The 25,349-nt window shown below is 46.7% G+C and carries 36 protein-coding genes; 33 read left to right on the top strand and 3 right to left on the bottom strand.

All coding sequences use genetic code 11. The annotated features are described in order from the left end of the window. The first annotated feature begins 158 nt into the window (after nt 1-158). Complete coding sequence (locus tag RGV33_RS16820; protein WP_322145224.1) at nt 159-422, top strand: hypothetical protein; 264 nt, start codon at nt 159-161, stop codon at nt 420-422. Between the two features lie 206 nt (nt 423-628). Further along, entirely contained in the window at nt 629-1,039 is a 411-nt protein-coding gene (locus tag RGV33_RS16815) for a hypothetical protein (RefSeq protein ID WP_322145223.1), read from the top strand. Nucleotides 1,040-1,609: 570 nt separating this feature from the next. Here the strand turns inward: RGV33_RS16815 and RGV33_RS16810 are convergent. Continuing rightward, nucleotides 1,610-2,032 carry a helix-turn-helix domain-containing protein gene (locus RGV33_RS16810; RefSeq protein ID WP_073514912.1) on the bottom strand — a complete coding sequence of 141 codons (423 nt, stop codon included), beginning with the start codon at nt 2,030-2,032 and terminating at the stop codon, nt 1,610-1,612. 157 nt (nt 2,033-2,189) lie between these two features. On the opposite strand from RGV33_RS16810, the gene RGV33_RS16805 reads away from it, so the two are divergent. The 12 genes from RGV33_RS16805 (at nt 2,190) to RGV33_RS16750 (ending at nt 10,675) form a co-directional block, all read left to right on the top strand. Then, entirely contained in the window at nt 2,190-3,320 is a 1,131-nt protein-coding gene (locus tag RGV33_RS16805; protein ID WP_322145222.1) for a phage/plasmid replication domain-containing protein, read from the top strand. After that, entirely contained in the window at nt 3,317-3,550 is a 234-nt protein-coding gene (locus RGV33_RS16800; RefSeq protein ID WP_322145221.1) for a hypothetical protein, read from the top strand. Before RGV33_RS16805 ends, RGV33_RS16800 begins: the two co-directional genes overlap by 4 nt. After that, nucleotides 3,550-3,810: a hypothetical protein gene (locus tag RGV33_RS16795; RefSeq protein ID WP_322145220.1), complete on the top strand. Its 261-nt coding sequence runs from the start codon at nt 3,550-3,552 to the stop codon at nt 3,808-3,810. Before RGV33_RS16800 ends, RGV33_RS16795 begins: the two co-directional genes overlap by 1 nt. A 10-nt stretch (nt 3,811-3,820) precedes the next feature. Further along, nucleotides 3,821-4,117: a propanediol utilization protein gene (locus RGV33_RS16790; RefSeq protein WP_073514908.1), complete on the top strand. Its 297-nt coding sequence runs from the start codon at nt 3,821-3,823 to the stop codon at nt 4,115-4,117. Between the two features lie 233 nt (nt 4,118-4,350). Continuing rightward, complete coding sequence (locus RGV33_RS16785; RefSeq protein ID WP_073514906.1) at nt 4,351-4,578, top strand: major capsid protein; 228 nt, start codon at nt 4,351-4,353, stop codon at nt 4,576-4,578. 143 nt (nt 4,579-4,721) lie between these two features. Beyond that, a complete protein-coding gene (locus RGV33_RS16780; protein WP_322145219.1) occupies nt 4,722-5,762 on the top strand; it encodes a hypothetical protein in 1,041 nt (346 codons plus the stop codon). Between the two features lie 33 nt (nt 5,763-5,795). Next, nucleotides 5,796-6,080, top strand: coding sequence for a DUF2523 family protein (locus tag RGV33_RS16775; protein ID WP_322145218.1), 285 nt, complete (start codon nt 5,796-5,798; stop codon nt 6,078-6,080). Nucleotides 6,081-6,083: 3 nt separating this feature from the next. Further along, entirely contained in the window at nt 6,084-7,121 is a 1,038-nt protein-coding gene (locus tag RGV33_RS16770) for a zonular occludens toxin domain-containing protein (RefSeq protein WP_322145217.1), read from the top strand. A gap of 53 nt (nt 7,122-7,174) precedes the next feature. After that, nucleotides 7,175-8,422: a hypothetical protein gene (locus RGV33_RS16765; protein WP_322145216.1), complete on the top strand. Its 1,248-nt coding sequence runs from the start codon at nt 7,175-7,177 to the stop codon at nt 8,420-8,422. 153 nt (nt 8,423-8,575) lie between these two features. After that, entirely contained in the window at nt 8,576-9,529 is a 954-nt protein-coding gene (locus RGV33_RS16760; RefSeq protein ID WP_179291741.1) for a lysozyme inhibitor LprI family protein, read from the top strand. Between the two features lie 265 nt (nt 9,530-9,794). Further along, a complete protein-coding gene (locus RGV33_RS16755) occupies nt 9,795-10,058 on the top strand; it encodes a hypothetical protein (RefSeq protein WP_322145224.1) in 264 nt (87 codons plus the stop codon). Nucleotides 10,059-10,264: 206 nt separating this feature from the next. Further along, on the top strand, nt 10,265-10,675 hold the full coding sequence (locus tag RGV33_RS16750; RefSeq protein ID WP_322145223.1) for a hypothetical protein: 411 nt from the start codon (nt 10,265-10,267) through the stop codon (nt 10,673-10,675). 570 nt (nt 10,676-11,245) lie between these two features. Here RGV33_RS16750 and RGV33_RS16745 read toward each other — a convergent pair. Continuing rightward, nucleotides 11,246-11,668: a helix-turn-helix domain-containing protein gene (locus RGV33_RS16745; RefSeq protein ID WP_073514912.1), complete on the bottom strand. Its 423-nt coding sequence runs from the start codon at nt 11,666-11,668 to the stop codon at nt 11,246-11,248. 157 nt (nt 11,669-11,825) lie between these two features. On the opposite strand from RGV33_RS16745, the gene RGV33_RS16740 reads away from it, so the two are divergent. The 12 genes from RGV33_RS16740 (at nt 11,826) to RGV33_RS16685 (ending at nt 20,306) form a co-directional block, all read left to right on the top strand. Continuing rightward, nucleotides 11,826-12,956 carry a phage/plasmid replication domain-containing protein gene (locus RGV33_RS16740; RefSeq protein ID WP_322145222.1) on the top strand — a complete coding sequence of 377 codons (1,131 nt, stop codon included), beginning with the start codon at nt 11,826-11,828 and terminating at the stop codon, nt 12,954-12,956. After that, the gene (locus tag RGV33_RS16735; protein WP_322145221.1) at nt 12,953-13,186 is read left to right on the top strand and encodes a hypothetical protein; all 234 of its coding nucleotides are present in this window, start codon (nt 12,953-12,955) and stop codon (nt 13,184-13,186) included. Before RGV33_RS16740 ends, RGV33_RS16735 begins: the two co-directional genes overlap by 4 nt. Continuing rightward, the gene (locus tag RGV33_RS16730; RefSeq protein WP_322145220.1) at nt 13,186-13,446 is read left to right on the top strand and encodes a hypothetical protein; all 261 of its coding nucleotides are present in this window, start codon (nt 13,186-13,188) and stop codon (nt 13,444-13,446) included. Before RGV33_RS16735 ends, RGV33_RS16730 begins: the two co-directional genes overlap by 1 nt. A gap of 10 nt (nt 13,447-13,456) precedes the next feature. Beyond that, nucleotides 13,457-13,753 carry a propanediol utilization protein gene (locus RGV33_RS16725; RefSeq protein ID WP_073514908.1) on the top strand — a complete coding sequence of 99 codons (297 nt, stop codon included), beginning with the start codon at nt 13,457-13,459 and terminating at the stop codon, nt 13,751-13,753. 233 nt (nt 13,754-13,986) lie between these two features. After that, nucleotides 13,987-14,214 carry a major capsid protein gene (locus RGV33_RS16720; protein WP_073514906.1) on the top strand — a complete coding sequence of 76 codons (228 nt, stop codon included), beginning with the start codon at nt 13,987-13,989 and terminating at the stop codon, nt 14,212-14,214. A 143-nt stretch (nt 14,215-14,357) separates the two neighbouring features. Continuing rightward, the gene (locus RGV33_RS16715; protein WP_322145219.1) at nt 14,358-15,398 is read left to right on the top strand and encodes a hypothetical protein; all 1,041 of its coding nucleotides are present in this window, start codon (nt 14,358-14,360) and stop codon (nt 15,396-15,398) included. A gap of 33 nt (nt 15,399-15,431) precedes the next feature. Beyond that, nucleotides 15,432-15,716 (top strand): DUF2523 family protein, encoded by a 285-nt coding sequence (locus RGV33_RS16710; protein WP_322145218.1) that lies wholly within the window; start codon nt 15,432-15,434, stop codon nt 15,714-15,716. A gap of 3 nt (nt 15,717-15,719) precedes the next feature. Further along, a complete protein-coding gene (locus RGV33_RS16705; protein ID WP_322145217.1) occupies nt 15,720-16,757 on the top strand; it encodes a zonular occludens toxin domain-containing protein in 1,038 nt (345 codons plus the stop codon). Between the two features lie 53 nt (nt 16,758-16,810). Then, entirely contained in the window at nt 16,811-18,058 is a 1,248-nt protein-coding gene (locus RGV33_RS16700; RefSeq protein WP_322145216.1) for a hypothetical protein, read from the top strand. A gap of 153 nt (nt 18,059-18,211) precedes the next feature. Further along, nucleotides 18,212-19,165 (top strand): lysozyme inhibitor LprI family protein, encoded by a 954-nt coding sequence (locus RGV33_RS16695; protein WP_179291741.1) that lies wholly within the window; start codon nt 18,212-18,214, stop codon nt 19,163-19,165. 260 nt (nt 19,166-19,425) lie between these two features. Beyond that, nucleotides 19,426-19,689, top strand: coding sequence for a hypothetical protein (locus tag RGV33_RS16690; protein WP_322145224.1), 264 nt, complete (start codon nt 19,426-19,428; stop codon nt 19,687-19,689). A gap of 206 nt (nt 19,690-19,895) precedes the next feature. Then, a complete protein-coding gene (locus tag RGV33_RS16685; protein ID WP_322145223.1) occupies nt 19,896-20,306 on the top strand; it encodes a hypothetical protein in 411 nt (136 codons plus the stop codon). Nucleotides 20,307-20,876: 570 nt separating this feature from the next. Here RGV33_RS16685 and RGV33_RS16680 read toward each other — a convergent pair. Then, nucleotides 20,877-21,299: a helix-turn-helix domain-containing protein gene (locus tag RGV33_RS16680; RefSeq protein WP_073514912.1), complete on the bottom strand. Its 423-nt coding sequence runs from the start codon at nt 21,297-21,299 to the stop codon at nt 20,877-20,879. 157 nt (nt 21,300-21,456) lie between these two features. Between RGV33_RS16680 and RGV33_RS16675 the strand changes: the two genes are divergently transcribed. The 7 genes from RGV33_RS16675 to RGV33_RS16645 all read left to right on the top strand — a co-directional run bounded on the left by RGV33_RS16675 (nt 21,457) and on the right by RGV33_RS16645 (nt 25,347). Beyond that, complete coding sequence (locus RGV33_RS16675; RefSeq protein ID WP_322145222.1) at nt 21,457-22,587, top strand: phage/plasmid replication domain-containing protein; 1,131 nt, start codon at nt 21,457-21,459, stop codon at nt 22,585-22,587. Continuing rightward, nucleotides 22,584-22,817, top strand: coding sequence for a hypothetical protein (locus tag RGV33_RS16670; RefSeq protein WP_322145221.1), 234 nt, complete (start codon nt 22,584-22,586; stop codon nt 22,815-22,817). The genes RGV33_RS16675 and RGV33_RS16670 overlap by 4 nt, the downstream gene beginning before the upstream one ends. Next, entirely contained in the window at nt 22,817-23,077 is a 261-nt protein-coding gene (locus RGV33_RS16665; protein ID WP_322145220.1) for a hypothetical protein, read from the top strand. Before RGV33_RS16670 ends, RGV33_RS16665 begins: the two co-directional genes overlap by 1 nt. Before the next feature lie 10 nt (nt 23,078-23,087). Beyond that, a complete protein-coding gene (locus tag RGV33_RS16660) occupies nt 23,088-23,384 on the top strand; it encodes a propanediol utilization protein (protein WP_073514908.1) in 297 nt (98 codons plus the stop codon). Between the two features lie 233 nt (nt 23,385-23,617). After that, the gene (locus tag RGV33_RS16655; protein WP_073514906.1) at nt 23,618-23,845 is read left to right on the top strand and encodes a major capsid protein; all 228 of its coding nucleotides are present in this window, start codon (nt 23,618-23,620) and stop codon (nt 23,843-23,845) included. 143 nt (nt 23,846-23,988) lie between these two features. Continuing rightward, on the top strand, nt 23,989-25,029 hold the full coding sequence (locus RGV33_RS16650; protein WP_322145219.1) for a hypothetical protein: 1,041 nt from the start codon (nt 23,989-23,991) through the stop codon (nt 25,027-25,029). 33 nt (nt 25,030-25,062) lie between these two features. Next, on the top strand, nt 25,063-25,347 hold the full coding sequence (locus RGV33_RS16645; RefSeq protein WP_322145218.1) for a DUF2523 family protein: 285 nt from the start codon (nt 25,063-25,065) through the stop codon (nt 25,345-25,347). Nucleotides 25,348-25,349 lie beyond the last annotated feature (2 nt).

Here is a 25,349-nt window from a genome sequence, read left to right as displayed (position 1 = left end):
CTGGACGAGTCAGCTGCCGGGAAAATCGCGCAGCCCCGGCTGCTGATTTACACATAGCGTGCATTATGCGTGGCCTTTCCTGGTTAAAAACGACCTTCAGAATGCATGGTAAAATGCCATTTCTATATTGGCCTTCCTGGCCTTCAGAAGGAGTTGATATGAGTAATCCAGACGACTGGGCTTACCCTGACGTTTTCGTTGTCACTAAGCCTGACGGTTCAGTTTTAAAGCTTCGCGGAAGCGTGGATGGCACAGAAATGTACCTAGTTACGAGCGAGGAGCTGTCACCTAAAGACGCAGTGGTCCGAAGTCTCCCTACAGGGAAATCTGAGAGCTATCAGATTTTTGACGTTCAGTTTTTGGAAGCGGCTGCCGGTTCACCAGATCAGCAGCGAGTCAGTGTTAAGCGCGTTTTTGATTGAGTTTCAGCGTTTACATAAAGGCGATCTCTCAGGATTTCGCCGTTCCTTTTTTGATAGCAAAAGCTGACCAGGTTACGTTCCGTTTTGCAAAATCTGCTATCAAATACCTCTTTATCTAAAAACTAAAATCCCTATTGTTGACCTGCCTTTACCGCGCCTTCTATATTCAGAAGTTGGAGCTGATCACCAATTTTCAAAGGGCATTTATGACTGAAGATGAGTTAGTAAAATCGCTGGAAGAAGTTTCTGTAGCAGAAGCTTTCAAGAACGCAAAGGGCAAGAGAATCAATGAGTTTCGTATTTTCTGGATTCATAAATCCAAAAATGCGGAGGAAAGCTACATGCAATTTCAGCGAGCCATGTCTGGTGATCATGAGATTTCATTGGTCAAGATATCTGAGCTGCAGGAGCACTATCTCAAGCTGTGCCAATACCACTACGTTCTTTCCAAAAAATCTCAGCTTGTGGTCACTGAAGATGCTGAGGTTTTGAGCGCTGTAAACTCACGGCTTGATCAGGCTGAACAGTGGAAATATCACGCAGGCGAATGCCTTGATACGGTTCGTGATTGGACCTTTGAAGCAGGTCTTTCTGTATTTTCACGGCCAGATCAGTGAGTTGAGTATCAGCCCCTTTAATCTTGCTGACCTCGACCTGCCCGAAGGGCATTAGGCGCTAATCCTTTTCATGGTGGAAACCTACTTTTTCCGCGCCGATACCCGGCAAAGCCGGCCGATCTTTCCTCAAAGAAAAACCCCAGCGTCCGTTAGACCCCTGGGGTTTTTTGTCGCGTTCAAATCGCCTGTAGTCGACGTGGTGCCATTTCGCGCCCTGATCTACCAGGGTGGTTTTCCAGACCGTTCGCGTAGCCTTCACGGTTCCGTGACTTGCAGCGCTACCGCTGACTAGGTCCCGGCAGGTCCGATTTCCTAGCGCGTTATTGGCCTGTCTTTTTCTCTGCGGACCGTTGAGAAAACAACCTTAGACGAGCTTTCAATTCGTCTGTTGAGCAATATTTTCCCTGCGCATACTGCTCAGAACTGATTGCGAGCAGTCTCACAAGGGCAATTGCCTCGTCCCTACGTTTTCGCTCCGCTTCAGATTTCATAAGCTGCTGTTTCCTGCCTTATGAGGGTGGGGGTGCTGTTACACCCCCACTTTACCGAAGACTTCTTCGGTTTCCGACTTCACTTACTCGTTTTTTCGTAGCGCTTCAATGGCATGGCGAGGTTCTGCCGCTGCTTGTTTTCTTCTCTGTGAGCGTCGTCGAAGTTGCGAATTTTCTCTAGCTCAAAGACGCGCTCCTGAACCAGCATTGCTCGGATTACTCGCTTAACTGTCTGTCGGGTTTCTTCTTCAGTTTTCCCTAATTCGCGCACGAGTAAGGCCAAGTCCCCGTCTTCGGTGAGCTCGTCGTCGTCGAACATAATCTGATCAGCTGAACAGCCCAACGAGATAATCACCTTTTTCAGGTTTTCTGCTCGCGGGCTCGAAACCTCACGCTCGATGTCTGCAAGCGTCCGCTCCGGGATGCCACTCAATTTTGCTAGCTCCTTCAGCTCAAGACCTTGCTTGAGCCGCTCTTGCCTGATCCGCGTGCCGATGCCCATTTTGCGTCTCCGAATGCGGTTTACCGTTTCTATAGAGCAAGTATCAGCTAAAAACCGTTCTTTTTCTCTTGACTCAAACGGAAGACCGCCTATCATTGCGGAATACCGTCCTTTTGGATGCAGTTAACCGCTTTAGACTTGTTAGTAAGGCTCTCGGATGTTCATAGACTGGCTAACCGTATCGCAGGAGCACGACCATGACCTACCTCTCGTGTGCGACGTGTTTACCCTGACGATTGATGCCAACACAAACGAAGTCCTTAGCACTCGTCAGCCGCGTTTCAAGCATGAGGCTAGTTTTTCGACTTCGGTCACGATTCACGTTCAGGGTCGCAAGATCCGCGTTGAAGGAAATCCCAGCCGGGTAGGGCGGCTCGACAACTTGTTTGGTTTCACCTCTATCGAGCAATGCGTCTCGGTATACAACGCACTTTTACGTGAATACGGTCTCCCAGGTTTTACCCGCTGCACTCGCATTGATATTCGCCAAGGTGAGTCAGGAGCCAAATCCGGCGACCGTATCGCCGATGGGGCAAAGATTGAACGGATAGATCTGACCACCAATGTTTCATTGGGGGAGGGCAATGTTCTTGCCTATTTGCGCGGTGTTTCTAGCCAGCGAATCGGACACTCCATCGGTTTTCTGTATCCCAATGGTCGCACTGTTGCTTGGACGTCCAAAGGAAATGGCAAAGGCGGACGCCTCCAATATCGAAAGGCATATGACAAGGCTTTTGAAATGGATCAGAACTGCCTTCCAAAGATTAAACGGGCCTTTGGTGAAGGATCAGAAGAATACAAATACGTTCAGCGAGTTAAAAATTACTGCGCACAAGAAGGCGTGGTTCGCATGGAACAAGAGCTTAAGAGCGAATATTTACAGCGTGAGGCCCTTTGTTATTGGGGCTTATTCGATGAAAGGCGTTTAGCCGAACTCCACAGTGAGTTTCTAAAAATAGATGAAAAGTTAAAGGTGACTGCAATGGACCTTCAGAGTATTGCTGACAAACTAATTGAACATGGTATTTGTAAGGGCAGGGCTTCTGCTAATGCTACTTCCTCTTACGCCATACTTTGGATGAGTGGCCATCATCACGGTTTGTCTCAGCGTGCTTTTGAAACTCATGCTGCTCGTCTTAACAAAATCGGGATCAACATTCGTAACGCCTGTGATACCAGTCGTTTTGCACCGGTATTTGTCCGCCAGTGTCGAGAAGTAACGAAAAGTCCCTTGGCTGTTCCAACTTGGTATCAACGCCCTAATCATCTGCATCAGGTTGCAGCGTGAGAACTGTCAGTTTTCAAGGCGCTCAACTTACAAGTTGTCAGAAACGCCGTTTAGCTGAACAACAACAAGTACAGAATTCTTTTATTAATCCTGTTCTTGCTCAACAGGTAGAACAGACACTTAGGGTTGTTGAGGCTCGAAAAGAGCAGGGCGTTAAACCTGAGCGCATTTGGTTTGTTGAGCGTCAAGAAACAGGAACAACCTGTATCGCCGAATGGATGGGTTTTTGATGGATAGGGTTGCTTATCAAAATCTACGTTTTGCAGTTGAAATGGAATTCTTAAATGCTCTCAACAATCCTCAATGTGATGAACGTGCTGGGATTAATAGTCTTATGCGCTTGTTTTTATCTGCATTGGCTCAGCAAGAAGTAACCCGTCAACGTGCTGCACGAAAATTCAAAACCTTCAGGCGTAATCCTGAAGCCATTGCGCCCAGTTGGGCATACCGTAAGCCCGGCACCGTTCCTGGCTTTCCAACATTGAGATAAGGGCATCATCATGTCTAATACTATTGTGGTCGAAGTAACTGGTAATCACCGTAGCGGTACAGCTGCGAAGTCAGGCAAACCATATTGCATGTTTGAAGCGTACGCTCATTTGCCAAATATTCCATACCCGCAGAAATGTACATTCTACGCAGAAACCCCTCAGCAGGTTCCTCAACCTGGAAAGTATGAATGTGATGTGATTGCGCAAGTTCGTGATGATCGCCTTATTTTTGAAGTTGATCCTCGCCAAGGCCGCCGTGTTAATTCCGGTGCTCCTGCTGCTTCTACAACTCAAAAGCCTGCGTAATGTCTGGAACCCTCTATTGTCCATCCGACATTTCAACCGAGGGTGGTATTCCGGTCTGTTCTTCATCATGGGAGGTCGTCAATAACTTGCCTCCTTTTGATCCGACTCAGCTTGATCCAACGGTTTTGGCTCAAGCATTTGGGGCCGGATTCACCTTAGTCGCGTTCTTTATGGTCGGGTCTATGGGCATTCGGACAATTTTAAACTTCATAAAACAATCCTAAGGATTACCCATGTTCAAAAAGTCGCTTGCTGTAGCTATTTCTACTGTTGCCGTTACTGTATCTGCCCCATCTGTTTTCGCTGCTGAAGGTGCAGCAGCTTGGGATTACACTGGACTGACTTCCTCGATCGACTTTAGCACCATTTCCGTGGGTGTATTGGCTGTGGCCGGTATCCTCGCCGGTGTTTATGCCGGTATTAAAGGTGCGAAGATCGTACTTGGTTTCCTACGCGGTTAAATAACACTCTCTGCATGACCTGGGCGTCTTCGGGCGCCCATTTTTTTTCAAAGTCTGAGGCCGCTACATGGATCAGCTCTATTACTTTGCCATGTTCGTTATTGGTTCTGGTTGTTCATTCGCTGTCTTTTCGGGGTGGTGATATGAAGGCTATTTACCTACTGCCTCTTTTGTTCCTAGCAGCCTTTCCCTTCAAAGCTTCTGCTGGCTGGAAGTGTGGTAACGCTCACTTATCCAATACTCCCAAAGAGTGTGCGGCCTCTGGCACACAACCTTCACCCGAATCTTTTATCGTTGAGTATACAAAGGCGGCTGACCAATATAAGACAAATGCTACTAGAGTGAATTACACGCCGGGCTCGTGTTCTCTATTAAGTGATGCTGTCGCAAGTTGCAGTTTCTCTTACAGTTTTTACGGCAACGTAATATCTAATACAGTCGGCATCATTAAAGAGGCTGAAATTAACTGCCCTGAAACAGTCGAGTCACGAGGCCCTAACTCTCCAATCATTAAATCGTCAGGTAAATCCTTTGTCTCTTGGAAAGAAGATTCTGTTACTTCTGACATTTGTCATAATTCATGCTCTTACTTGGCTAGCTCAGTTACTAGTACCAACTGTTACTTTGCTTCTGGCTCTACTAGCACTGGTTTTTGTAACTTCGTCGTGGGTCTTAATACCTCGAATCCGTCATGCGGTGCTGACTCCGGATATACCTCACCAGCCGTTGGAGATCCTCTCAACCCCGTTGTTGATCCTGGCGACGGCGGCGACGATGGCACCCCTCCTAACCCTGGGGATGGAGGAAATACAGGTGGTGATAATAACGGTGGGAATGGCGATTCCGGTTTTGACGGTGAGCTCTCTTTCACTAATCCCGGGCAGTTAAACGCAGATGCCGTTCTTGATAGTGAGGTCAACGCTGTCCACTACAAGGCTTTTGTTCATGGTATGCAAGTAGACCTTAATGACTCTGGTTTTGGTCAAGCCATGACGGAGTTTAAAGAAAATATTGCCTCTGCAAATTCTGGTGGTATCTGTCCTACTGCTGATATAGCCATTTTAGGAACTATCGTCAGCTTCGATGCGCACTGTGCTTTATTCGCTTCAATTTCGCCTGTTCTAAGTGCTGTATTCTTGGCTGCTTGGAGCCTCCTTGCACTGCGTGTCTTTCTGTCCGCTTGATTTTAGCCACCAAAGTTTTTGGGGGAGGGATTTATGTCTGCGTTTGGTAATTGGCTCTTATCTATACTGCAAGATATCTTACAATTCATCGCTGACATTCCAGTCGCGGTCGCAGACTGGCTTTATCAGGCTCTTCTTGATTTGATTAGTACTAGCTTCATTGTTGGAATTATCCAAAGTGCTGCACAGCTATTTTCTGCAATTGACCCGTCTGTTTGGTATTTCCTGAATATCATGCAAGTTCCATTTGGCATCAGTGTTGTTACGAGTGCTTATCTTCTGCGCTTCCTTGTTCGTCGCATTCCGTTGATTGGGTGATTTATGGCTATTCACGGTTATGTGGGCAAGCCAGGAGCAGGGAAGACCTACGGTGTAACTGAACATGTGGTTATTCCGTCGCTCAAACAAGATAGGCATGTTGTTACTAATATTCCTTTGTCTGTTGACGATTTACTGGCTACTTTTGGCGGAAAAATTACTCAACTGCCAGCCGACTGGTATGAACATCCGGATTTATTCGAATTATTTCCGGCAGGCTGTGTTGCAATCATCGATGAATGCTGGAGACGCTGGCCCGCAGGCCAGAATGTAAACCATGCTAACTTTATTGATAAATCGTTGTTGGCTGAGCATAGGCACCGTGTTGACGATAAAAACAACTCTATGCGCGTCGTCCTGGTAACGCAGGATTTAGCTCAGATTTCCTCTTGGGTTCGTCTCCTTATTGAAACAACTTACCGAATCAGGAAGTTAAGTAAGAAAACGTATAAGGTTGATATTTATAACGGTGCTGTTACCGGTGATGCTCCGTCAAAGTCTAAGCTCGTCAGGACTACTGCCGGCACCTTTAAGCCATCTGTATTTGTATTTTACAAGTCGGCTACTCAGTCTAGTTCTGGTGCAGTCGGTGATGAGTCTGCTGCTGATGGTCGTGCAAGTATCTTGCGTTCATTTGGACTTTGGGCAACGGCTGGAGCTTTTGTCCTGTTCATGGGTTTAGGTATCTACGGTGTCAAAAGTTTCTTTTCCTCGGATTCTCCTGGTCTGGCTGAACCTATCACTTCAACGGCAAAGTCCAATAAACCTATTAAATCACCTGAGTCTCCAATCTCAACCACTTGGCGTCTTGTTGGCTTTATTCATCCGTCAAAGCCCGATCCATCGTCAAAGGTAGTTTCTGAGGCTCTTGCCCTAATAGCGGATAACAACGGAAATACACGGTACGTTTCTTTTTCTCATTGTCGATATTTTCCGGACTTTACCGAGGCTTATTGCTTGGTTGACGGATTCAAGATTACTAATTGGTCATTAAAAAAACCTAACCCAATTACAGGTGGGTTAATTGGGGGTGGTCTTTAGCGTAGCGCTAAGACCGACCCCGATTAATCAACCAGTGCCCTGGAACTCATGTCATGAATACCCTTAAGTCCCTGTGCCGCCTCTACGTTGCTGCATTCTTATTTTTCTTTGTTTCCTTTGCCCAGGCAGAAACCGCTCCCCAGCAACTGACTTTTGATTTTCAGACCATTCAGGTTTCGTCAGCACTACAACTTTTGGCCGATTATCGCGGCTTGAATCTTGTTTTAGATGAGAACATCCGTGGTTCACTTTCTATGCGAATGAAGGATGTGAGCTGGGATGAGGCAATTGAATATGTGACGTCTCTTAAGGGGCTTTTATATACAGTCGAAGGTAATTTTCTACGTGTTAGTGCTTATCCTCGTCCAGGTGATTCATACTCAGCAAATGCTTATGCACCTGGTCAAGATCAGAAAATACACACCGGCGCGTCTTTTGCCGTCAATTCCTTTGATATTTCGATCCTCAAGGTACATAACATTTTGGCGTCGGATGCAATAAAAGCGTTTCCTCTCGATCCTGGTGAGACTCTGTCTTTTGAGGACGGTTCTTCGATCATCGTTGCCAGAATGAGTAAGGCGCGTTTAGCTCAGCTTAAAACTCTGATTGCCGCTGTCGATTACTCGCGTAAGCAAGTCATGATCGAGGCTCGGATAGTTGAAGTAGATCGCTCCTATTCTAAAAACTTAGGAGTGGAGTGGGGCGGTTCTATCGGTAGTGGTGCTGGAACTGTTGTGGGTTCTGTCCCTTTAGGGCTCTCATCTGCTGCTGTCGCAGGTGTCGGCATTGTTTCAAGGGCAGTGAGTCTTGATGCAACATTGAGTGCTATGGAGCAGCTTGGTAAGGGCAGGGTGATCTCCAGTCCTCGGGTTTACACATCTGACCGGCATCAGGCCAAGATCGTAAAAGGCTCTCAGGTTCCTTACCAACAATCTGCCGGTGAGGGCTCAACGTCGATTTCTTTTAAAGAAGCTGCTCTGTCTTTGGACGTCACACCTTTAGTGAACGAGAAGGGTGTTTTGCTTGATGTCATTCTGTCGAAGAATGAGCCGGATTATTCGAACGCAATGAATGGGGTGCCACCTATAAAGACAACGTCCCTAACGTCGCGTGTTTTTTCCGGATTCGGCCAGACAGTTGCTTTGGGGGGTGTTTACTCAGACGTTGAAAGCACCGTGACTAAGGGTGTGCCTTTCTTTGGCAAAATCCCTGGCTTCAAGTGGCTTTTCACTAGTAAGTCCAAGGTTTCTACCAGTACGGAGCTTGTTCTTTTTCTGACACCGAGGCTGGTTGATCGATGATTTAATATAACTAAACTAAAGGACTATTTAGTATAGTTATAACTGGATCTTCTTAAGGAGAGAATAATAGCAGGATTTATCCCCTATTTATTCATTTCCCTGCTGTGACTTGAGCTAATGTGGGCTGCTAAACAGCCGGGAAATGGTCCATCTATGAGCCGCACTCGAGATATTATCCAAGAAATCTCAGAAATTCGTCAGCGCCGTCGCTTCGGGTCCTCCATGACAGAGTTACCCATCCGACTTTCGGCTATGGCGCAAGCATTTGAAGCACGAAAGGACGTAGATCCTGAGTTTATTAAGTATTTCCCTGTCGCTTTAATAGCGTGCATCGAAGGTTACTTTCGAATGGTGATCCAGGAGCTTATAGACGCTGGAGAACCATTTTTGAGTAATGCTGAGGCGACAGGACAAAAGATTGATTTTTCAATCTTAAGAGCAATCCATGGCAAGACAATCACTGTTGGTGAGATGGTTGCTCACAGTGTTTCAATCAGTAGCTTCGAACATATAAACAAGTGGCTTGGAATTCTTTTAGGGAAAGATTTTGTCGTGGCTTTGCGCACAGTCCACGATCGTTGGGCTGTAGAAATACTAAATGAACCTTTAGCACCTGTATTGCAAGATCCAAATAGAGTTTTTGCAGGAGTAAAACGTACATTCGAACTGCGGCACATTATTTGTCATGAGATTGCTTCAGCGTATGAAATCAACTCACAGGAAATCGAGTCGTGCTTTGAACACTGCATCGCGTTTTTAAAGGCTTCGGATGAGTTGATAGCTGAAACGCTTTTCCCAGGCGCACCTTTGACGCAAACAGATATGAACATTGCTGCGGGTGAATCTCTTCAGTATCAAACGCAGATTATGGAGACTGCCATTGCCAAGCTTAGGAGCGATTTTGAAATCTCAGATGAGCAAAATCACCTTTTTGAAGAATCGCAACGAGCTTGGGAAGCATACTCTGACATCTGGGGAAATTTTACTGCTGGAGGTAGCCGCGCTGAAGGTGGAACTATTTGGCCGCTGATTTATGCAAAGGCCCGTGAAGAAACGGTCAAAAAGCGTATTGAAGAGATTGCAGAGTACGAACCTTTAGGGCGATGAAAACGGCAGTGCCTAGCTTGAAATCTGACCTGCCACTGACCCTGACGACCTGCCAATACGAAGGTTACGCATAATGTGGTGCACGTTATGTTAGCGAAGCCGTCCTGCTGGACGAGTCAGCTGCCGGGAAAATCGCGCAGCCCCGGCTGCTGATTTACACATAGCGTGCATTATGCGTGGCCTTTCCTGGTTAAAAACGACCTTCAGAATGCATGGTAAAATGCCATTTCTATATTGGCCTTCCTGGCCTTCAGAAGGAGTTGATATGAGTAATCCAGACGACTGGGCTTACCCTGACGTTTTCGTTGTCACTAAGCCTGACGGTTCAGTTTTAAAGCTTCGCGGAAGCGTGGATGGCACAGAAATGTACCTAGTTACGAGCGAGGAGCTGTCACCTAAAGACGCAGTGGTCCGAAGTCTCCCTACAGGGAAATCTGAGAGCTATCAGATTTTTGACGTTCAGTTTTTGGAAGCGGCTGCCGGTTCACCAGATCAGCAGCGAGTCAGTGTTAAGCGCGTTTTTGATTGAGTTTCAGCGTTTACATAAAGGCGATCTCTCAGGATTTCGCCGTTCCTTTTTTGATAGCAAAAGCTGACCAGGTTACGTTCCGTTTTGCAAAATCTGCTATCAAATACCTCTTTATCTAAAAACTAAAATCCCTATTGTTGACCTGCCTTTACCGCGCCTTCTATATTCAGAAGTTGGAGCTGATCACCAATTTTCAAAGGGCATTTATGACTGAAGATGAGTTAGTAAAATCGCTGGAAGAAGTTTCTGTAGCAGAAGCTTTCAAGAACGCAAAGGGCAAGAGAATCAATGAGTTTCGTATTTTCTGGATTCATAAATCCAAAAATGCGGAGGAAAGCTACATGCAATTTCAGCGAGCCATGTCTGGTGATCATGAGATTTCATTGGTCAAGATATCTGAGCTGCAGGAGCACTATCTCAAGCTGTGCCAATACCACTACGTTCTTTCCAAAAAATCTCAGCTTGTGGTCACTGAAGATGCTGAGGTTTTGAGCGCTGTAAACTCACGGCTTGATCAGGCTGAACAGTGGAAATATCACGCAGGCGAATGCCTTGATACGGTTCGTGATTGGACCTTTGAAGCAGGTCTTTCTGTATTTTCACGGCCAGATCAGTGAGTTGAGTATCAGCCCCTTTAATCTTGCTGACCTCGACCTGCCCGAAGGGCATTAGGCGCTAATCCTTTTCATGGTGGAAACCTACTTTTTCCGCGCCGATACCCGGCAAAGCCGGCCGATCTTTCCTCAAAGAAAAACCCCAGCGTCCGTTAGACCCCTGGGGTTTTTTGTCGCGTTCAAATCGCCTGTAGTCGACGTGGTGCCATTTCGCGCCCTGATCTACCAGGGTGGTTTTCCAGACCGTTCGCGTAGCCTTCACGGTTCCGTGACTTGCAGCGCTACCGCTGACTAGGTCCCGGCAGGTCCGATTTCCTAGCGCGTTATTGGCCTGTCTTTTTCTCTGCGGACCGTTGAGAAAACAACCTTAGACGAGCTTTCAATTCGTCTGTTGAGCAATATTTTCCCTGCGCATACTGCTCAGAACTGATTGCGAGCAGTCTCACAAGGGCAATTGCCTCGTCCCTACGTTTTCGCTCCGCTTCAGATTTCATAAGCTGCTGTTTCCTGCCTTATGAGGGTGGGGGTGCTGTTACACCCCCACTTTACCGAAGACTTCTTCGGTTTCCGACTTCACTTACTCGTTTTTTCGTAGCGCTTCAATGGCATGGCGAGGTTCTGCCGCTGCTTGTTTTCTTCTCTGTGAGCGTCGTCGAAGTTGCGAATTTTCTCTAGCTCAAAGACGCGCTCCTGAACCAGCATTGCTCGGATTACTCGCTTAACTGTCTGTCGGGTTTCTTCTTCAGTTTTCCCTAATTCGCGCACGAGTAAGGCCAAGTCCCCGTCTTCGGTGAGCTCGTCGTCGTCGAACATAATCTGATCAGCTGAACAGCCCAACGAGATAATCACCTTTTTCAGGTTTTCTGCTCGCGGGCTCGAAACCTCACGCTCGATGTCTGCAAGCGTCCGCTCCGGGATGCCACTCAATTTTGCTAGCTCCTTCAGCTCAAGACCTTGCTTGAGCCGCTCTTGCCTGATCCGCGTGCCGATGCCCATTTTGCGTCTCCGAATGCGGTTTACCGTTTCTATAGAGCAAGTATCAGCTAAAAACCGTTCTTTTTCTCTTGACTCAAACGGAAGACCGCCTATCATTGCGGAATACCGTCCTTTTGGATGCAGTTAACCGCTTTAGACTTGTTAGTAAGGCTCTCGGATGTTCATAGACTGGCTAACCGTATCGCAGGAGCACGACCATGACCTACCTCTCGTGTGCGACGTGTTTACCCTGACGATTGATGCCAACACAAACGAAGTCCTTAGCACTCGTCAGCCGCGTTTCAAGCATGAGGCTAGTTTTTCGACTTCGGTCACGATTCACGTTCAGGGTCGCAAGATCCGCGTTGAAGGAAATCCCAGCCGGGTAGGGCGGCTCGACAACTTGTTTGGTTTCACCTCTATCGAGCAATGCGTCTCGGTATACAACGCACTTTTACGTGAATACGGTCTCCCAGGTTTTACCCGCTGCACTCGCATTGATATTCGCCAAGGTGAGTCAGGAGCCAAATCCGGCGACCGTATCGCCGATGGGGCAAAGATTGAACGGATAGATCTGACCACCAATGTTTCATTGGGGGAGGGCAATGTTCTTGCCTATTTGCGCGGTGTTTCTAGCCAGCGAATCGGACACTCCATCGGTTTTCTGTATCCCAATGGTCGCACTGTTGCTTGGACGTCCAAAGGAAATGGCAAAGGCGGACGCCTCCAATATCGAAAGGCATATGACAAGGCTTTTGAAATGGATCAGAACTGCCTTCCAAAGATTAAACGGGCCTTTGGTGAAGGATCAGAAGAATACAAATACGTTCAGCGAGTTAAAAATTACTGCGCACAAGAAGGCGTGGTTCGCATGGAACAAGAGCTTAAGAGCGAATATTTACAGCGTGAGGCCCTTTGTTATTGGGGCTTATTCGATGAAAGGCGTTTAGCCGAACTCCACAGTGAGTTTCTAAAAATAGATGAAAAGTTAAAGGTGACTGCAATGGACCTTCAGAGTATTGCTGACAAACTAATTGAACATGGTATTTGTAAGGGCAGGGCTTCTGCTAATGCTACTTCCTCTTACGCCATACTTTGGATGAGTGGCCATCATCACGGTTTGTCTCAGCGTGCTTTTGAAACTCATGCTGCTCGTCTTAACAAAATCGGGATCAACATTCGTAACGCCTGTGATACCAGTCGTTTTGCACCGGTATTTGTCCGCCAGTGTCGAGAAGTAACGAAAAGTCCCTTGGCTGTTCCAACTTGGTATCAACGCCCTAATCATCTGCATCAGGTTGCAGCGTGAGAACTGTCAGTTTTCAAGGCGCTCAACTTACAAGTTGTCAGAAACGCCGTTTAGCTGAACAACAACAAGTACAGAATTCTTTTATTAATCCTGTTCTTGCTCAACAGGTAGAACAGACACTTAGGGTTGTTGAGGCTCGAAAAGAGCAGGGCGTTAAACCTGAGCGCATTTGGTTTGTTGAGCGTCAAGAAACAGGAACAACCTGTATCGCCGAATGGATGGGTTTTTGATGGATAGGGTTGCTTATCAAAATCTACGTTTTGCAGTTGAAATGGAATTCTTAAATGCTCTCAACAATCCTCAATGTGATGAACGTGCTGGGATTAATAGTCTTATGCGCTTGTTTTTATCTGCATTGGCTCAGCAAGAAGTAACCCGTCAACGTGCTGCACGAAAATTCAAAACCTTCAGGCGTAATCCTGAAGCCATTGCGCCCAGTTGGGCATACCGTAAGCCCGGCACCGTTCCTGGCTTTCCAACATTGAGATAAGGGCATCATCATGTCTAATACTATTGTGGTCGAAGTAACTGGTAATCACCGTAGCGGTACAGCTGCGAAGTCAGGCAAACCATATTGCATGTTTGAAGCGTACGCTCATTTGCCAAATATTCCATACCCGCAGAAATGTACATTCTACGCAGAAACCCCTCAGCAGGTTCCTCAACCTGGAAAGTATGAATGTGATGTGATTGCGCAAGTTCGTGATGATCGCCTTATTTTTGAAGTTGATCCTCGCCAAGGCCGCCGTGTTAATTCCGGTGCTCCTGCTGCTTCTACAACTCAAAAGCCTGCGTAATGTCTGGAACCCTCTATTGTCCATCCGACATTTCAACCGAGGGTGGTATTCCGGTCTGTTCTTCATCATGGGAGGTCGTCAATAACTTGCCTCCTTTTGATCCGACTCAGCTTGATCCAACGGTTTTGGCTCAAGCATTTGGGGCCGGATTCACCTTAGTCGCGTTCTTTATGGTCGGGTCTATGGGCATTCGGACAATTTTAAACTTCATAAAACAATCCTAAGGATTACCCATGTTCAAAAAGTCGCTTGCTGTAGCTATTTCTACTGTTGCCGTTACTGTATCTGCCCCATCTGTTTTCGCTGCTGAAGGTGCAGCAGCTTGGGATTACACTGGACTGACTTCCTCGATCGACTTTAGCACCATTTCCGTGGGTGTATTGGCTGTGGCCGGTATCCTCGCCGGTGTTTATGCCGGTATTAAAGGTGCGAAGATCGTACTTGGTTTCCTACGCGGTTAAATAACACTCTCTGCATGACCTGGGCGTCTTCGGGCGCCCATTTTTTTTCAAAGTCTGAGGCCGCTACATGGATCAGCTCTATTACTTTGCCATGTTCGTTATTGGTTCTGGTTGTTCATTCGCTGTCTTTTCGGGGTGGTGATATGAAGGCTATTTACCTACTGCCTCTTTTGTTCCTAGCAGCCTTTCCCTTCAAAGCTTCTGCTGGCTGGAAGTGTGGTAACGCTCACTTATCCAATACTCCCAAAGAGTGTGCGGCCTCTGGCACACAACCTTCACCCGAATCTTTTATCGTTGAGTATACAAAGGCGGCTGACCAATATAAGACAAATGCTACTAGAGTGAATTACACGCCGGGCTCGTGTTCTCTATTAAGTGATGCTGTCGCAAGTTGCAGTTTCTCTTACAGTTTTTACGGCAACGTAATATCTAATACAGTCGGCATCATTAAAGAGGCTGAAATTAACTGCCCTGAAACAGTCGAGTCACGAGGCCCTAACTCTCCAATCATTAAATCGTCAGGTAAATCCTTTGTCTCTTGGAAAGAAGATTCTGTTACTTCTGACATTTGTCATAATTCATGCTCTTACTTGGCTAGCTCAGTTACTAGTACCAACTGTTACTTTGCTTCTGGCTCTACTAGCACTGGTTTTTGTAACTTCGTCGTGGGTCTTAATACCTCGAATCCGTCATGCGGTGCTGACTCCGGATATACCTCACCAGCCGTTGGAGATCCTCTCAACCCCGTTGTTGATCCTGGCGACGGCGGCGACGATGGCACCCCTCCTAACCCTGGGGATGGAGGAAATACAGGTGGTGATAATAACGGTGGGAATGGCGATTCCGGTTTTGACGGTGAGCTCTCTTTCACTAATCCCGGGCAGTTAAACGCAGATGCCGTTCTTGATAGTGAGGTCAACGCTGTCCACTACAAGGCTTTTGTTCATGGTATGCAAGTAGACCTTAATGACTCTGGTTTTGGTCAAGCCATGACGGAGTTTAAAGAAAATATTGCCTCTGCAAATTCTGGTGGTATCTGTCCTACTGCTGATATAGCCATTTTAGGAACTATCGTCAGCTTCGATGCGCACTGTGCTTTATTCGCTTCAATTTCGCCTGTTCTAAGTGCTGTATTCTTGGCTGCTTGGAGCCTCCTTGCACTGCGTGTCTTTCTGTCCGCTTGATTTTAGCCACCAAAGTTTTTGGGGGAGGGATTTATGTCTGCGTTTGGTAATTGGCTCTTATCTATACTGCAAGATATCTTACAATTCATCGCTGACATTCCAGTCGCGGTCGCAGACTGGCTTTATCAGGCTCTTCTTGATTTGATTAGTACTAGCTTCATTGTTGGAATTATCCAAAGTGCTGCACAGCTATTTTCTGCAATTGACCCGTCTGTTTGGTATTTCCTGAATATCATGCAAGTTCCATTTGGCATCAGTGTTGTTACGAGTGCTTATCTTCTGCGCTTCCTTGTTCGTCGCATTCCGTTGATTGGGTGATTTATGGCTATTCACGGTTATGTGGGCAAGCCAGGAGCAGGGAAGACCTACGGTGTAACTGAACATGTGGTTATTCCGTCGCTCAAACAAGATAGGCATGTTGTTACTAATATTCCTTTGTCTGTTGACGATTTACTGGCTACTTTTGGCGGAAAAATTACTCAACTGCCAGCCGACTGGTATGAACATCCGGATTTATTCGAATTATTTCCGGCAGGCTGTGTTGCAATCATCGATGAATGCTGGAGACGCTGGCCCGCAGGCCAGAATGTAAACCATGCTAACTTTATTGATAAATCGTTGTTGGCTGAGCATAGGCACCGTGTTGACGATAAAAACAACTCTATGCGCGTCGTCCTGGTAACGCAGGATTTAGCTCAGATTTCCTCTTGGGTTCGTCTCCTTATTGAAACAACTTACCGAATCAGGAAGTTAAGTAAGAAAACGTATAAGGTTGATATTTATAACGGTGCTGTTACCGGTGATGCTCCGTCAAAGTCTAAGCTCGTCAGGACTACTGCCGGCACCTTTAAGCCATCTGTATTTGTATTTTACAAGTCGGCTACTCAGTCTAGTTCTGGTGCAGTCGGTGATGAGTCTGCTGCTGATGGTCGTGCAAGTATCTTGCGTTCATTTGGACTTTGGGCAACGGCTGGAGCTTTTGTCCTGTTCATGGGTTTAGGTATCTACGGTGTCAAAAGTTTCTTTTCCTCGGATTCTCCTGGTCTGGCTGAACCTATCACTTCAACGGCAAAGTCCAATAAACCTATTAAATCACCTGAGTCTCCAATCTCAACCACTTGGCGTCTTGTTGGCTTTATTCATCCGTCAAAGCCCGATCCATCGTCAAAGGTAGTTTCTGAGGCTCTTGCCCTAATAGCGGATAACAACGGAAATACACGGTACGTTTCTTTTTCTCATTGTCGATATTTTCCGGACTTTACCGAGGCTTATTGCTTGGTTGACGGATTCAAGATTACTAATTGGTCATTAAAAAAACCTAACCCAATTACAGGTGGGTTAATTGGGGGTGGTCTTTAGCGTAGCGCTAAGACCGACCCCGATTAATCAACCAGTGCCCTGGAACTCATGTCATGAATACCCTTAAGTCCCTGTGCCGCCTCTACGTTGCTGCATTCTTATTTTTCTTTGTTTCCTTTGCCCAGGCAGAAACCGCTCCCCAGCAACTGACTTTTGATTTTCAGACCATTCAGGTTTCGTCAGCACTACAACTTTTGGCCGATTATCGCGGCTTGAATCTTGTTTTAGATGAGAACATCCGTGGTTCACTTTCTATGCGAATGAAGGATGTGAGCTGGGATGAGGCAATTGAATATGTGACGTCTCTTAAGGGGCTTTTATATACAGTCGAAGGTAATTTTCTACGTGTTAGTGCTTATCCTCGTCCAGGTGATTCATACTCAGCAAATGCTTATGCACCTGGTCAAGATCAGAAAATACACACCGGCGCGTCTTTTGCCGTCAATTCCTTTGATATTTCGATCCTCAAGGTACATAACATTTTGGCGTCGGATGCAATAAAAGCGTTTCCTCTCGATCCTGGTGAGACTCTGTCTTTTGAGGACGGTTCTTCGATCATCGTTGCCAGAATGAGTAAGGCGCGTTTAGCTCAGCTTAAAACTCTGATTGCCGCTGTCGATTACTCGCGTAAGCAAGTCATGATCGAGGCTCGGATAGTTGAAGTAGATCGCTCCTATTCTAAAAACTTAGGAGTGGAGTGGGGCGGTTCTATCGGTAGTGGTGCTGGAACTGTTGTGGGTTCTGTCCCTTTAGGGCTCTCATCTGCTGCTGTCGCAGGTGTCGGCATTGTTTCAAGGGCAGTGAGTCTTGATGCAACATTGAGTGCTATGGAGCAGCTTGGTAAGGGCAGGGTGATCTCCAGTCCTCGGGTTTACACATCTGACCGGCATCAGGCCAAGATCGTAAAAGGCTCTCAGGTTCCTTACCAACAATCTGCCGGTGAGGGCTCAACGTCGATTTCTTTTAAAGAAGCTGCTCTGTCTTTGGACGTCACACCTTTAGTGAACGAGAAGGGTGTTTTGCTTGATGTCATTCTGTCGAAGAATGAGCCGGATTATTCGAACGCAATGAATGGGGTGCCACCTATAAAGACAACGTCCCTAACGTCGCGTGTTTTTTCCGGATTCGGCCAGACAGTTGCTTTGGGGGGTGTTTACTCAGACGTTGAAAGCACCGTGACTAAGGGTGTGCCTTTCTTTGGCAAAATCCCTGGCTTCAAGTGGCTTTTCACTAGTAAGTCCAAGGTTTCTACCAGTACGGAGCTTGTTCTTTTTCTGACACCGAGGCTGGTTGATCGATGATTTAATATAACTAAACTAAAGGACTATTTAGTATAGTTATAACTGGATCTTCTTAAGGAGAGAATAATAGCAGGATTTATCCCCTATTTATTCATTTCCCTGCTGTGACTTGAGCTAATGTGGGCTGCTAAACAGCCGGGAAATGGTCCATCTATGAGCCGCACTCGAGATATTATCCAAGAAATCTCAGAAATTCGTCAGCGCCGTCGCTTCGGGTCCTCCATGACAGAGTTACCCATCCGACTTTCGGCTATGGCGCAAGCATTTGAAGCACGAAAGGACGTAGATCCTGAGTTTATTAAGTATTTCCCTGTCGCTTTAATAGCGTGCATCGAAGGTTACTTTCGAATGGTGATCCAGGAGCTTATAGACGCTGGAGAACCATTTTTGAGTAATGCTGAGGCGACAGGACAAAAGATTGATTTTTCAATCTTAAGAGCAATCCATGGCAAGACAATCACTGTTGGTGAGATGGTTGCTCACAGTGTTTCAATCAGTAGCTTCGAACATATAAACAAGTGGCTTGGAATTCTTTTAGGGAAAGATTTTGTCGTGGCTTTGCGCACAGTCCACGATCGTTGGGCTGTAGAAATACTAAATGAACCTTTAGCACCTGTATTGCAAGATCCAAATAGAGTTTTTGCAGGAGTAAAACGTACATTCGAACTGCGGCACATTATTTGTCATGAGATTGCTTCAGCGTATGAAATCAACTCACAGGAAATCGAGTCGTGCTTTGAACACTGCATCGCGTTTTTAAAGGCTTCGGATGAGTTGATAGCTGAAACGCTTTTCCCAGGCGCACCTTTGACGCAAACAGATATGAACATTGCTGCGGGTGAATCTCTTCAGTATCAAACGCAGATTATGGAGACTGCCATTGCCAAGCTTAGGAGCGATTTTGAAATCTCAGATGAGCAAAATCACCTTTTTGAAGAATCGCAACGAGCTTGGGAAGCATACTCTGACATCTGGGGAAATTTTACTGCTGGAGGTAGCCGCGCTGAAGGTGGAACTATTTGGCCGCTGATTTATGCAAAGGCCCGTGAAGAAACGGTCAAAAAGCGTATTGAAGAGATTGCAGAGTACGAACCTTTAGGGCGATGAAAACGGCAGTGCCTAGCTTGAAATCTGACCTCCACTGACCCTGACACCCCAATACGAAGGTTCGCATAATGTGGTGCACGTTATGTTAGCGAAGCCGTCCTGCTGGACGAGTCAGCTGCCGGGAAAATCGCGCAGCCCCGGCTGCTGATTTACACATAGCGTGCATTATGCGTGGCCTTTCCTGGTTAAAAACGACCTTCAGAATGCATGGTAAAATGCCATTTCTATATTGGCCTTCCTGGCCTTCAGAAGGAGTTGATATGAGTAATCCAGACGACTGGGCTTACCCTGACGTTTTCGTTGTCACTAAGCCTGACGGTTCAGTTTTAAAGCTTCGCGGAAGCGTGGATGGCACAGAAATGTACCTAGTTACGAGCGAGGAGCTGTCACCTAAAGACGCAGTGGTCCGAAGTCTCCCTACAGGGAAATCTGAGAGCTATCAGATTTTTGACGTTCAGTTTTTGGAAGCGGCTGCCGGTTCACCAGATCAGCAGCGAGTCAGTGTTAAGCGCGTTTTTGATTGAGTTTCAGCGTTTACATAAAGGCGATCTCTCAGGATTTCGCCGTTCCTTTTTTGATAGCAAAAGCTGACCAGGTTACGTTCCGTTTTGCAAAATCTGCTATCAAATACCTCTTTATCTAAAAACTAAAATCCCTATTGTTGACCTGCCTTTACCGCGCCTTCTATATTCAGAAGTTGGAGCTGATCACCAATTTTCAAAGGGCATTTATGACTGAAGATGAGTTAGTAAAATCGCTGGAAGAAGTTTCTGTAGCAGAAGCTTTCAAGAACGCAAAGGGCAAGAGAATCAATGAGTTTCGTATTTTCTGGATTCATAAATCCAAAAATGCGGAGGAAAGCTACATGCAATTTCAGCGAGCCATGTCTGGTGATCATGAGATTTCATTGGTCAAGATATCTGAGCTGCAGGAGCACTATCTCAAGCTGTGCCAATACCACTACGTTCTTTCCAAAAAATCTCAGCTTGTGGTCACTGAAGATGCTGAGGTTTTGAGCGCTGTAAACTCACGGCTTGATCAGGCTGAACAGTGGAAATATCACGCAGGCGAATGCCTTGATACGGTTCGTGATTGGACCTTTGAAGCAGGTCTTTCTGTATTTTCACGGCCAGATCAGTGAGTTGAGTATCAGCCCCTTTAATCTTGCTGACCTCGACCTGCCCGAAGGGCATTAGGCGCTAATCCTTTTCATGGTGGAAACCTACTTTTTCCGCGCCGATACCCGGCAAAGCCGGCCGATCTTTCCTCAAAGAAAAACCCCAGCGTCCGTTAGACCCCTGGGGTTTTTTGTCGCGTTCAAATCGCCTGTAGTCGACGTGGTGCCATTTCGCGCCCTGATCTACCAGGGTGGTTTTCCAGACCGTTCGCGTAGCCTTCACGGTTCCGTGACTTGCAGCGCTACCGCTGACTAGGTCCCGGCAGGTCCGATTTCCTAGCGCGTTATTGGCCTGTCTTTTTCTCTGCGGACCGTTGAGAAAACAACCTTAGACGAGCTTTCAATTCGTCTGTTGAGCAATATTTTCCCTGCGCATACTGCTCAGAACTGATTGCGAGCAGTCTCACAAGGGCAATTGCCTCGTCCCTACGTTTTCGCTCCGCTTCAGATTTCATAAGCTGCTGTTTCCTGCCTTATGAGGGTGGGGGTGCTGTTACACCCCCACTTTACCGAAGACTTCTTCGGTTTCCGACTTCACTTACTCGTTTTTTCGTAGCGCTTCAATGGCATGGCGAGGTTCTGCCGCTGCTTGTTTTCTTCTCTGTGAGCGTCGTCGAAGTTGCGAATTTTCTCTAGCTCAAAGACGCGCTCCTGAACCAGCATTGCTCGGATTACTCGCTTAACTGTCTGTCGGGTTTCTTCTTCAGTTTTCCCTAATTCGCGCACGAGTAAGGCCAAGTCCCCGTCTTCGGTGAGCTCGTCGTCGTCGAACATAATCTGATCAGCTGAACAGCCCAACGAGATAATCACCTTTTTCAGGTTTTCTGCTCGCGGGCTCGAAACCTCACGCTCGATGTCTGCAAGCGTCCGCTCCGGGATGCCACTCAATTTTGCTAGCTCCTTCAGCTCAAGACCTTGCTTGAGCCGCTCTTGCCTGATCCGCGTGCCGATGCCCATTTTGCGTCTCCGAATGCGGTTTACCGTTTCTATAGAGCAAGTATCAGCTAAAAACCGTTCTTTTTCTCTTGACTCAAACGGAAGACCGCCTATCATTGCGGAATACCGTCCTTTTGGATGCAGTTAACCGCTTTAGACTTGTTAGTAAGGCTCTCGGATGTTCATAGACTGGCTAACCGTATCGCAGGAGCACGACCATGACCTACCTCTCGTGTGCGACGTGTTTACCCTGACGATTGATGCCAACACAAACGAAGTCCTTAGCACTCGTCAGCCGCGTTTCAAGCATGAGGCTAGTTTTTCGACTTCGGTCACGATTCACGTTCAGGGTCGCAAGATCCGCGTTGAAGGAAATCCCAGCCGGGTAGGGCGGCTCGACAACTTGTTTGGTTTCACCTCTATCGAGCAATGCGTCTCGGTATACAACGCACTTTTACGTGAATACGGTCTCCCAGGTTTTACCCGCTGCACTCGCATTGATATTCGCCAAGGTGAGTCAGGAGCCAAATCCGGCGACCGTATCGCCGATGGGGCAAAGATTGAACGGATAGATCTGACCACCAATGTTTCATTGGGGGAGGGCAATGTTCTTGCCTATTTGCGCGGTGTTTCTAGCCAGCGAATCGGACACTCCATCGGTTTTCTGTATCCCAATGGTCGCACTGTTGCTTGGACGTCCAAAGGAAATGGCAAAGGCGGACGCCTCCAATATCGAAAGGCATATGACAAGGCTTTTGAAATGGATCAGAACTGCCTTCCAAAGATTAAACGGGCCTTTGGTGAAGGATCAGAAGAATACAAATACGTTCAGCGAGTTAAAAATTACTGCGCACAAGAAGGCGTGGTTCGCATGGAACAAGAGCTTAAGAGCGAATATTTACAGCGTGAGGCCCTTTGTTATTGGGGCTTATTCGATGAAAGGCGTTTAGCCGAACTCCACAGTGAGTTTCTAAAAATAGATGAAAAGTTAAAGGTGACTGCAATGGACCTTCAGAGTATTGCTGACAAACTAATTGAACATGGTATTTGTAAGGGCAGGGCTTCTGCTAATGCTACTTCCTCTTACGCCATACTTTGGATGAGTGGCCATCATCACGGTTTGTCTCAGCGTGCTTTTGAAACTCATGCTGCTCGTCTTAACAAAATCGGGATCAACATTCGTAACGCCTGTGATACCAGTCGTTTTGCACCGGTATTTGTCCGCCAGTGTCGAGAAGTAACGAAAAGTCCCTTGGCTGTTCCAACTTGGTATCAACGCCCTAATCATCTGCATCAGGTTGCAGCGTGAGAACTGTCAGTTTTCAAGGCGCTCAACTTACAAGTTGTCAGAAACGCCGTTTAGCTGAACAACAACAAGTACAGAATTCTTTTATTAATCCTGTTCTTGCTCAACAGGTAGAACAGACACTTAGGGTTGTTGAGGCTCGAAAAGAGCAGGGCGTTAAACCTGAGCGCATTTGGTTTGTTGAGCGTCAAGAAACAGGAACAACCTGTATCGCCGAATGGATGGGTTTTTGATGGATAGGGTTGCTTATCAAAATCTACGTTTTGCAGTTGAAATGGAATTCTTAAATGCTCTCAACAATCCTCAATGTGATGAACGTGCTGGGATTAATAGTCTTATGCGCTTGTTTTTATCTGCATTGGCTCAGCAAGAAGTAACCCGTCAACGTGCTGCACGAAAATTCAAAACCTTCAGGCGTAATCCTGAAGCCATTGCGCCCAGTTGGGCATACCGTAAGCCCGGCACCGTTCCTGGCTTTCCAACATTGAGATAAGGGCATCATCATGTCTAATACTATTGTGGTCGAAGTAACTGGTAATCACCGTAGCGGTACAGCTGCGAAGTCAGGCAAACCATATTGCATGTTTGAAGCGTACGCTCATTTGCCAAATATTCCATACCCGCAGAAATGTACATTCTACGCAGAAACCCCTCAGCAGGTTCCTCAACCTGGAAAGTATGAATGTGATGTGATTGCGCAAGTTCGTGATGATCGCCTTATTTTTGAAGTTGATCCTCGCCAAGGCCGCCGTGTTAATTCCGGTGCTCCTGCTGCTTCTACAACTCAAAAGCCTGCGTAATGTCTGGAACCCTCTATTGTCCATCCGACATTTCAACCGAGGGTGGTATTCCGGTCTGTTCTTCATCATGGGAGGTCGTCAATAACTTGCCTCCTTTTGATCCGACTCAGCTTGATCCAACGGTTTTGGCTCAAGCATTTGGGGCCGGATTCACCTTAGTCGCGTTCTTTATGGTCGGGTCTATGGGCATTCGGACAATTTTAAACTTCATAAAACAATCCTAAGGATTACCCATGTTCAAAAAGTCGCTTGCTGTAGCTATTTCTACTGTTGCCGTTACTGTATCTGCCCCATCTGTTTTCGCTGCTGAAGGTGCAGCAGCTTGGGATTACACTGGACTGACTTCCTCGATCGACTTTAGCACCATTTCCGTGGGTGTATTGGCTGTGGCCGGTATCCTCGCCGGTGTTTATGCCGGTATTAAAGGTGCGAAGATCGTACTTGGTTTCCTACGCGGTTAAATAACACTCTCTGCATGACCTGGGCGTCTTCGGGCGCCCATTTTTTTTCAAAGTCTGAGGCCGCTACATGGATCAGCTCTATTACTTTGCCATGTTCGTTATTGGTTCTGGTTGTTCATTCGCTGTCTTTTCGGGGTGGTGATATGAAGGCTATTTACCTACTGCCTCTTTTGTTCCTAGCAGCCTTTCCCTTCAAAGCTTCTGCTGGCTGGAAGTGTGGTAACGCTCACTTATCCAATACTCCCAAAGAGTGTGCGGCCTCTGGCACACAACCTTCACCCGAATCTTTTATCGTTGAGTATACAAAGGCGGCTGACCAATATAAGACAAATGCTACTAGAGTGAATTACACGCCGGGCTCGTGTTCTCTATTAAGTGATGCTGTCGCAAGTTGCAGTTTCTCTTACAGTTTTTACGGCAACGTAATATCTAATACAGTCGGCATCATTAAAGAGGCTGAAATTAACTGCCCTGAAACAGTCGAGTCACGAGGCCCTAACTCTCCAATCATTAAATCGTCAGGTAAATCCTTTGTCTCTTGGAAAGAAGATTCTGTTACTTCTGACATTTGTCATAATTCATGCTCTTACTTGGCTAGCTCAGTTACTAGTACCAACTGTTACTTTGCTTCTGGCTCTACTAGCACTGGTTTTTGTAACTTCGTCGTGGGTCTTAATACCTCGAATCCGTCATGCGGTGCTGACTCCGGATATACCTCACCAGCCGTTGGAGATCCTCTCAACCCCGTTGTTGATCCTGGCGACGGCGGCGACGATGGCACCCCTCCTAACCCTGGGGATGGAGGAAATACAGGTGGTGATAATAACGGTGGGAATGGCGATTCCGGTTTTGACGGTGAGCTCTCTTTCACTAATCCCGGGCAGTTAAACGCAGATGCCGTTCTTGATAGTGAGGTCAACGCTGTCCACTACAAGGCTTTTGTTCATGGTATGCAAGTAGACCTTAATGACTCTGGTTTTGGTCAAGCCATGACGGAGTTTAAAGAAAATATTGCCTCTGCAAATTCTGGTGGTATCTGTCCTACTGCTGATATAGCCATTTTAGGAACTATCGTCAGCTTCGATGCGCACTGTGCTTTATTCGCTTCAATTTCGCCTGTTCTAAGTGCTGTATTCTTGGCTGCTTGGAGCCTCCTTGCACTGCGTGTCTTTCTGTCCGCTTGATTTTAGCCACCAAAGTTTTTGGGGGAGGGATTTATGTCTGCGTTTGGTAATTGGCTCTTATCTATACTGCAAGATATCTTACAATTCATCGCTGACATTCCAGTCGCGGTCGCAGACTGGCTTTATCAGGCTCTTCTTGATTTGATTAGTACTAGCTTCATTGTTGGAATTATCCAAAGTGCTGCACAGCTATTTTCTGCAATTGACCCGTCTGTTTGGTATTTCCTGAATATCATGCAAGTTCCATTTGGCATCAGTGTTGTTACGAGTGCTTATCTTCTGCGCTTCCTTGTTCGTCGCATTCCGTTGATTGGGTGATT

Origin of the sequence: Pseudomonas sp. Bout1 (assembly GCF_034314165.1) — a bacterium.
In the GTDB taxonomy this organism is placed as follows: Bacteria; Pseudomonadota; Gammaproteobacteria; order Pseudomonadales; family Pseudomonadaceae; genus Aquipseudomonas.
The sequence above is the reverse complement of the archived record's forward strand: the minus strand, read 5'-3'. Positions and strand labels throughout refer to the sequence as shown.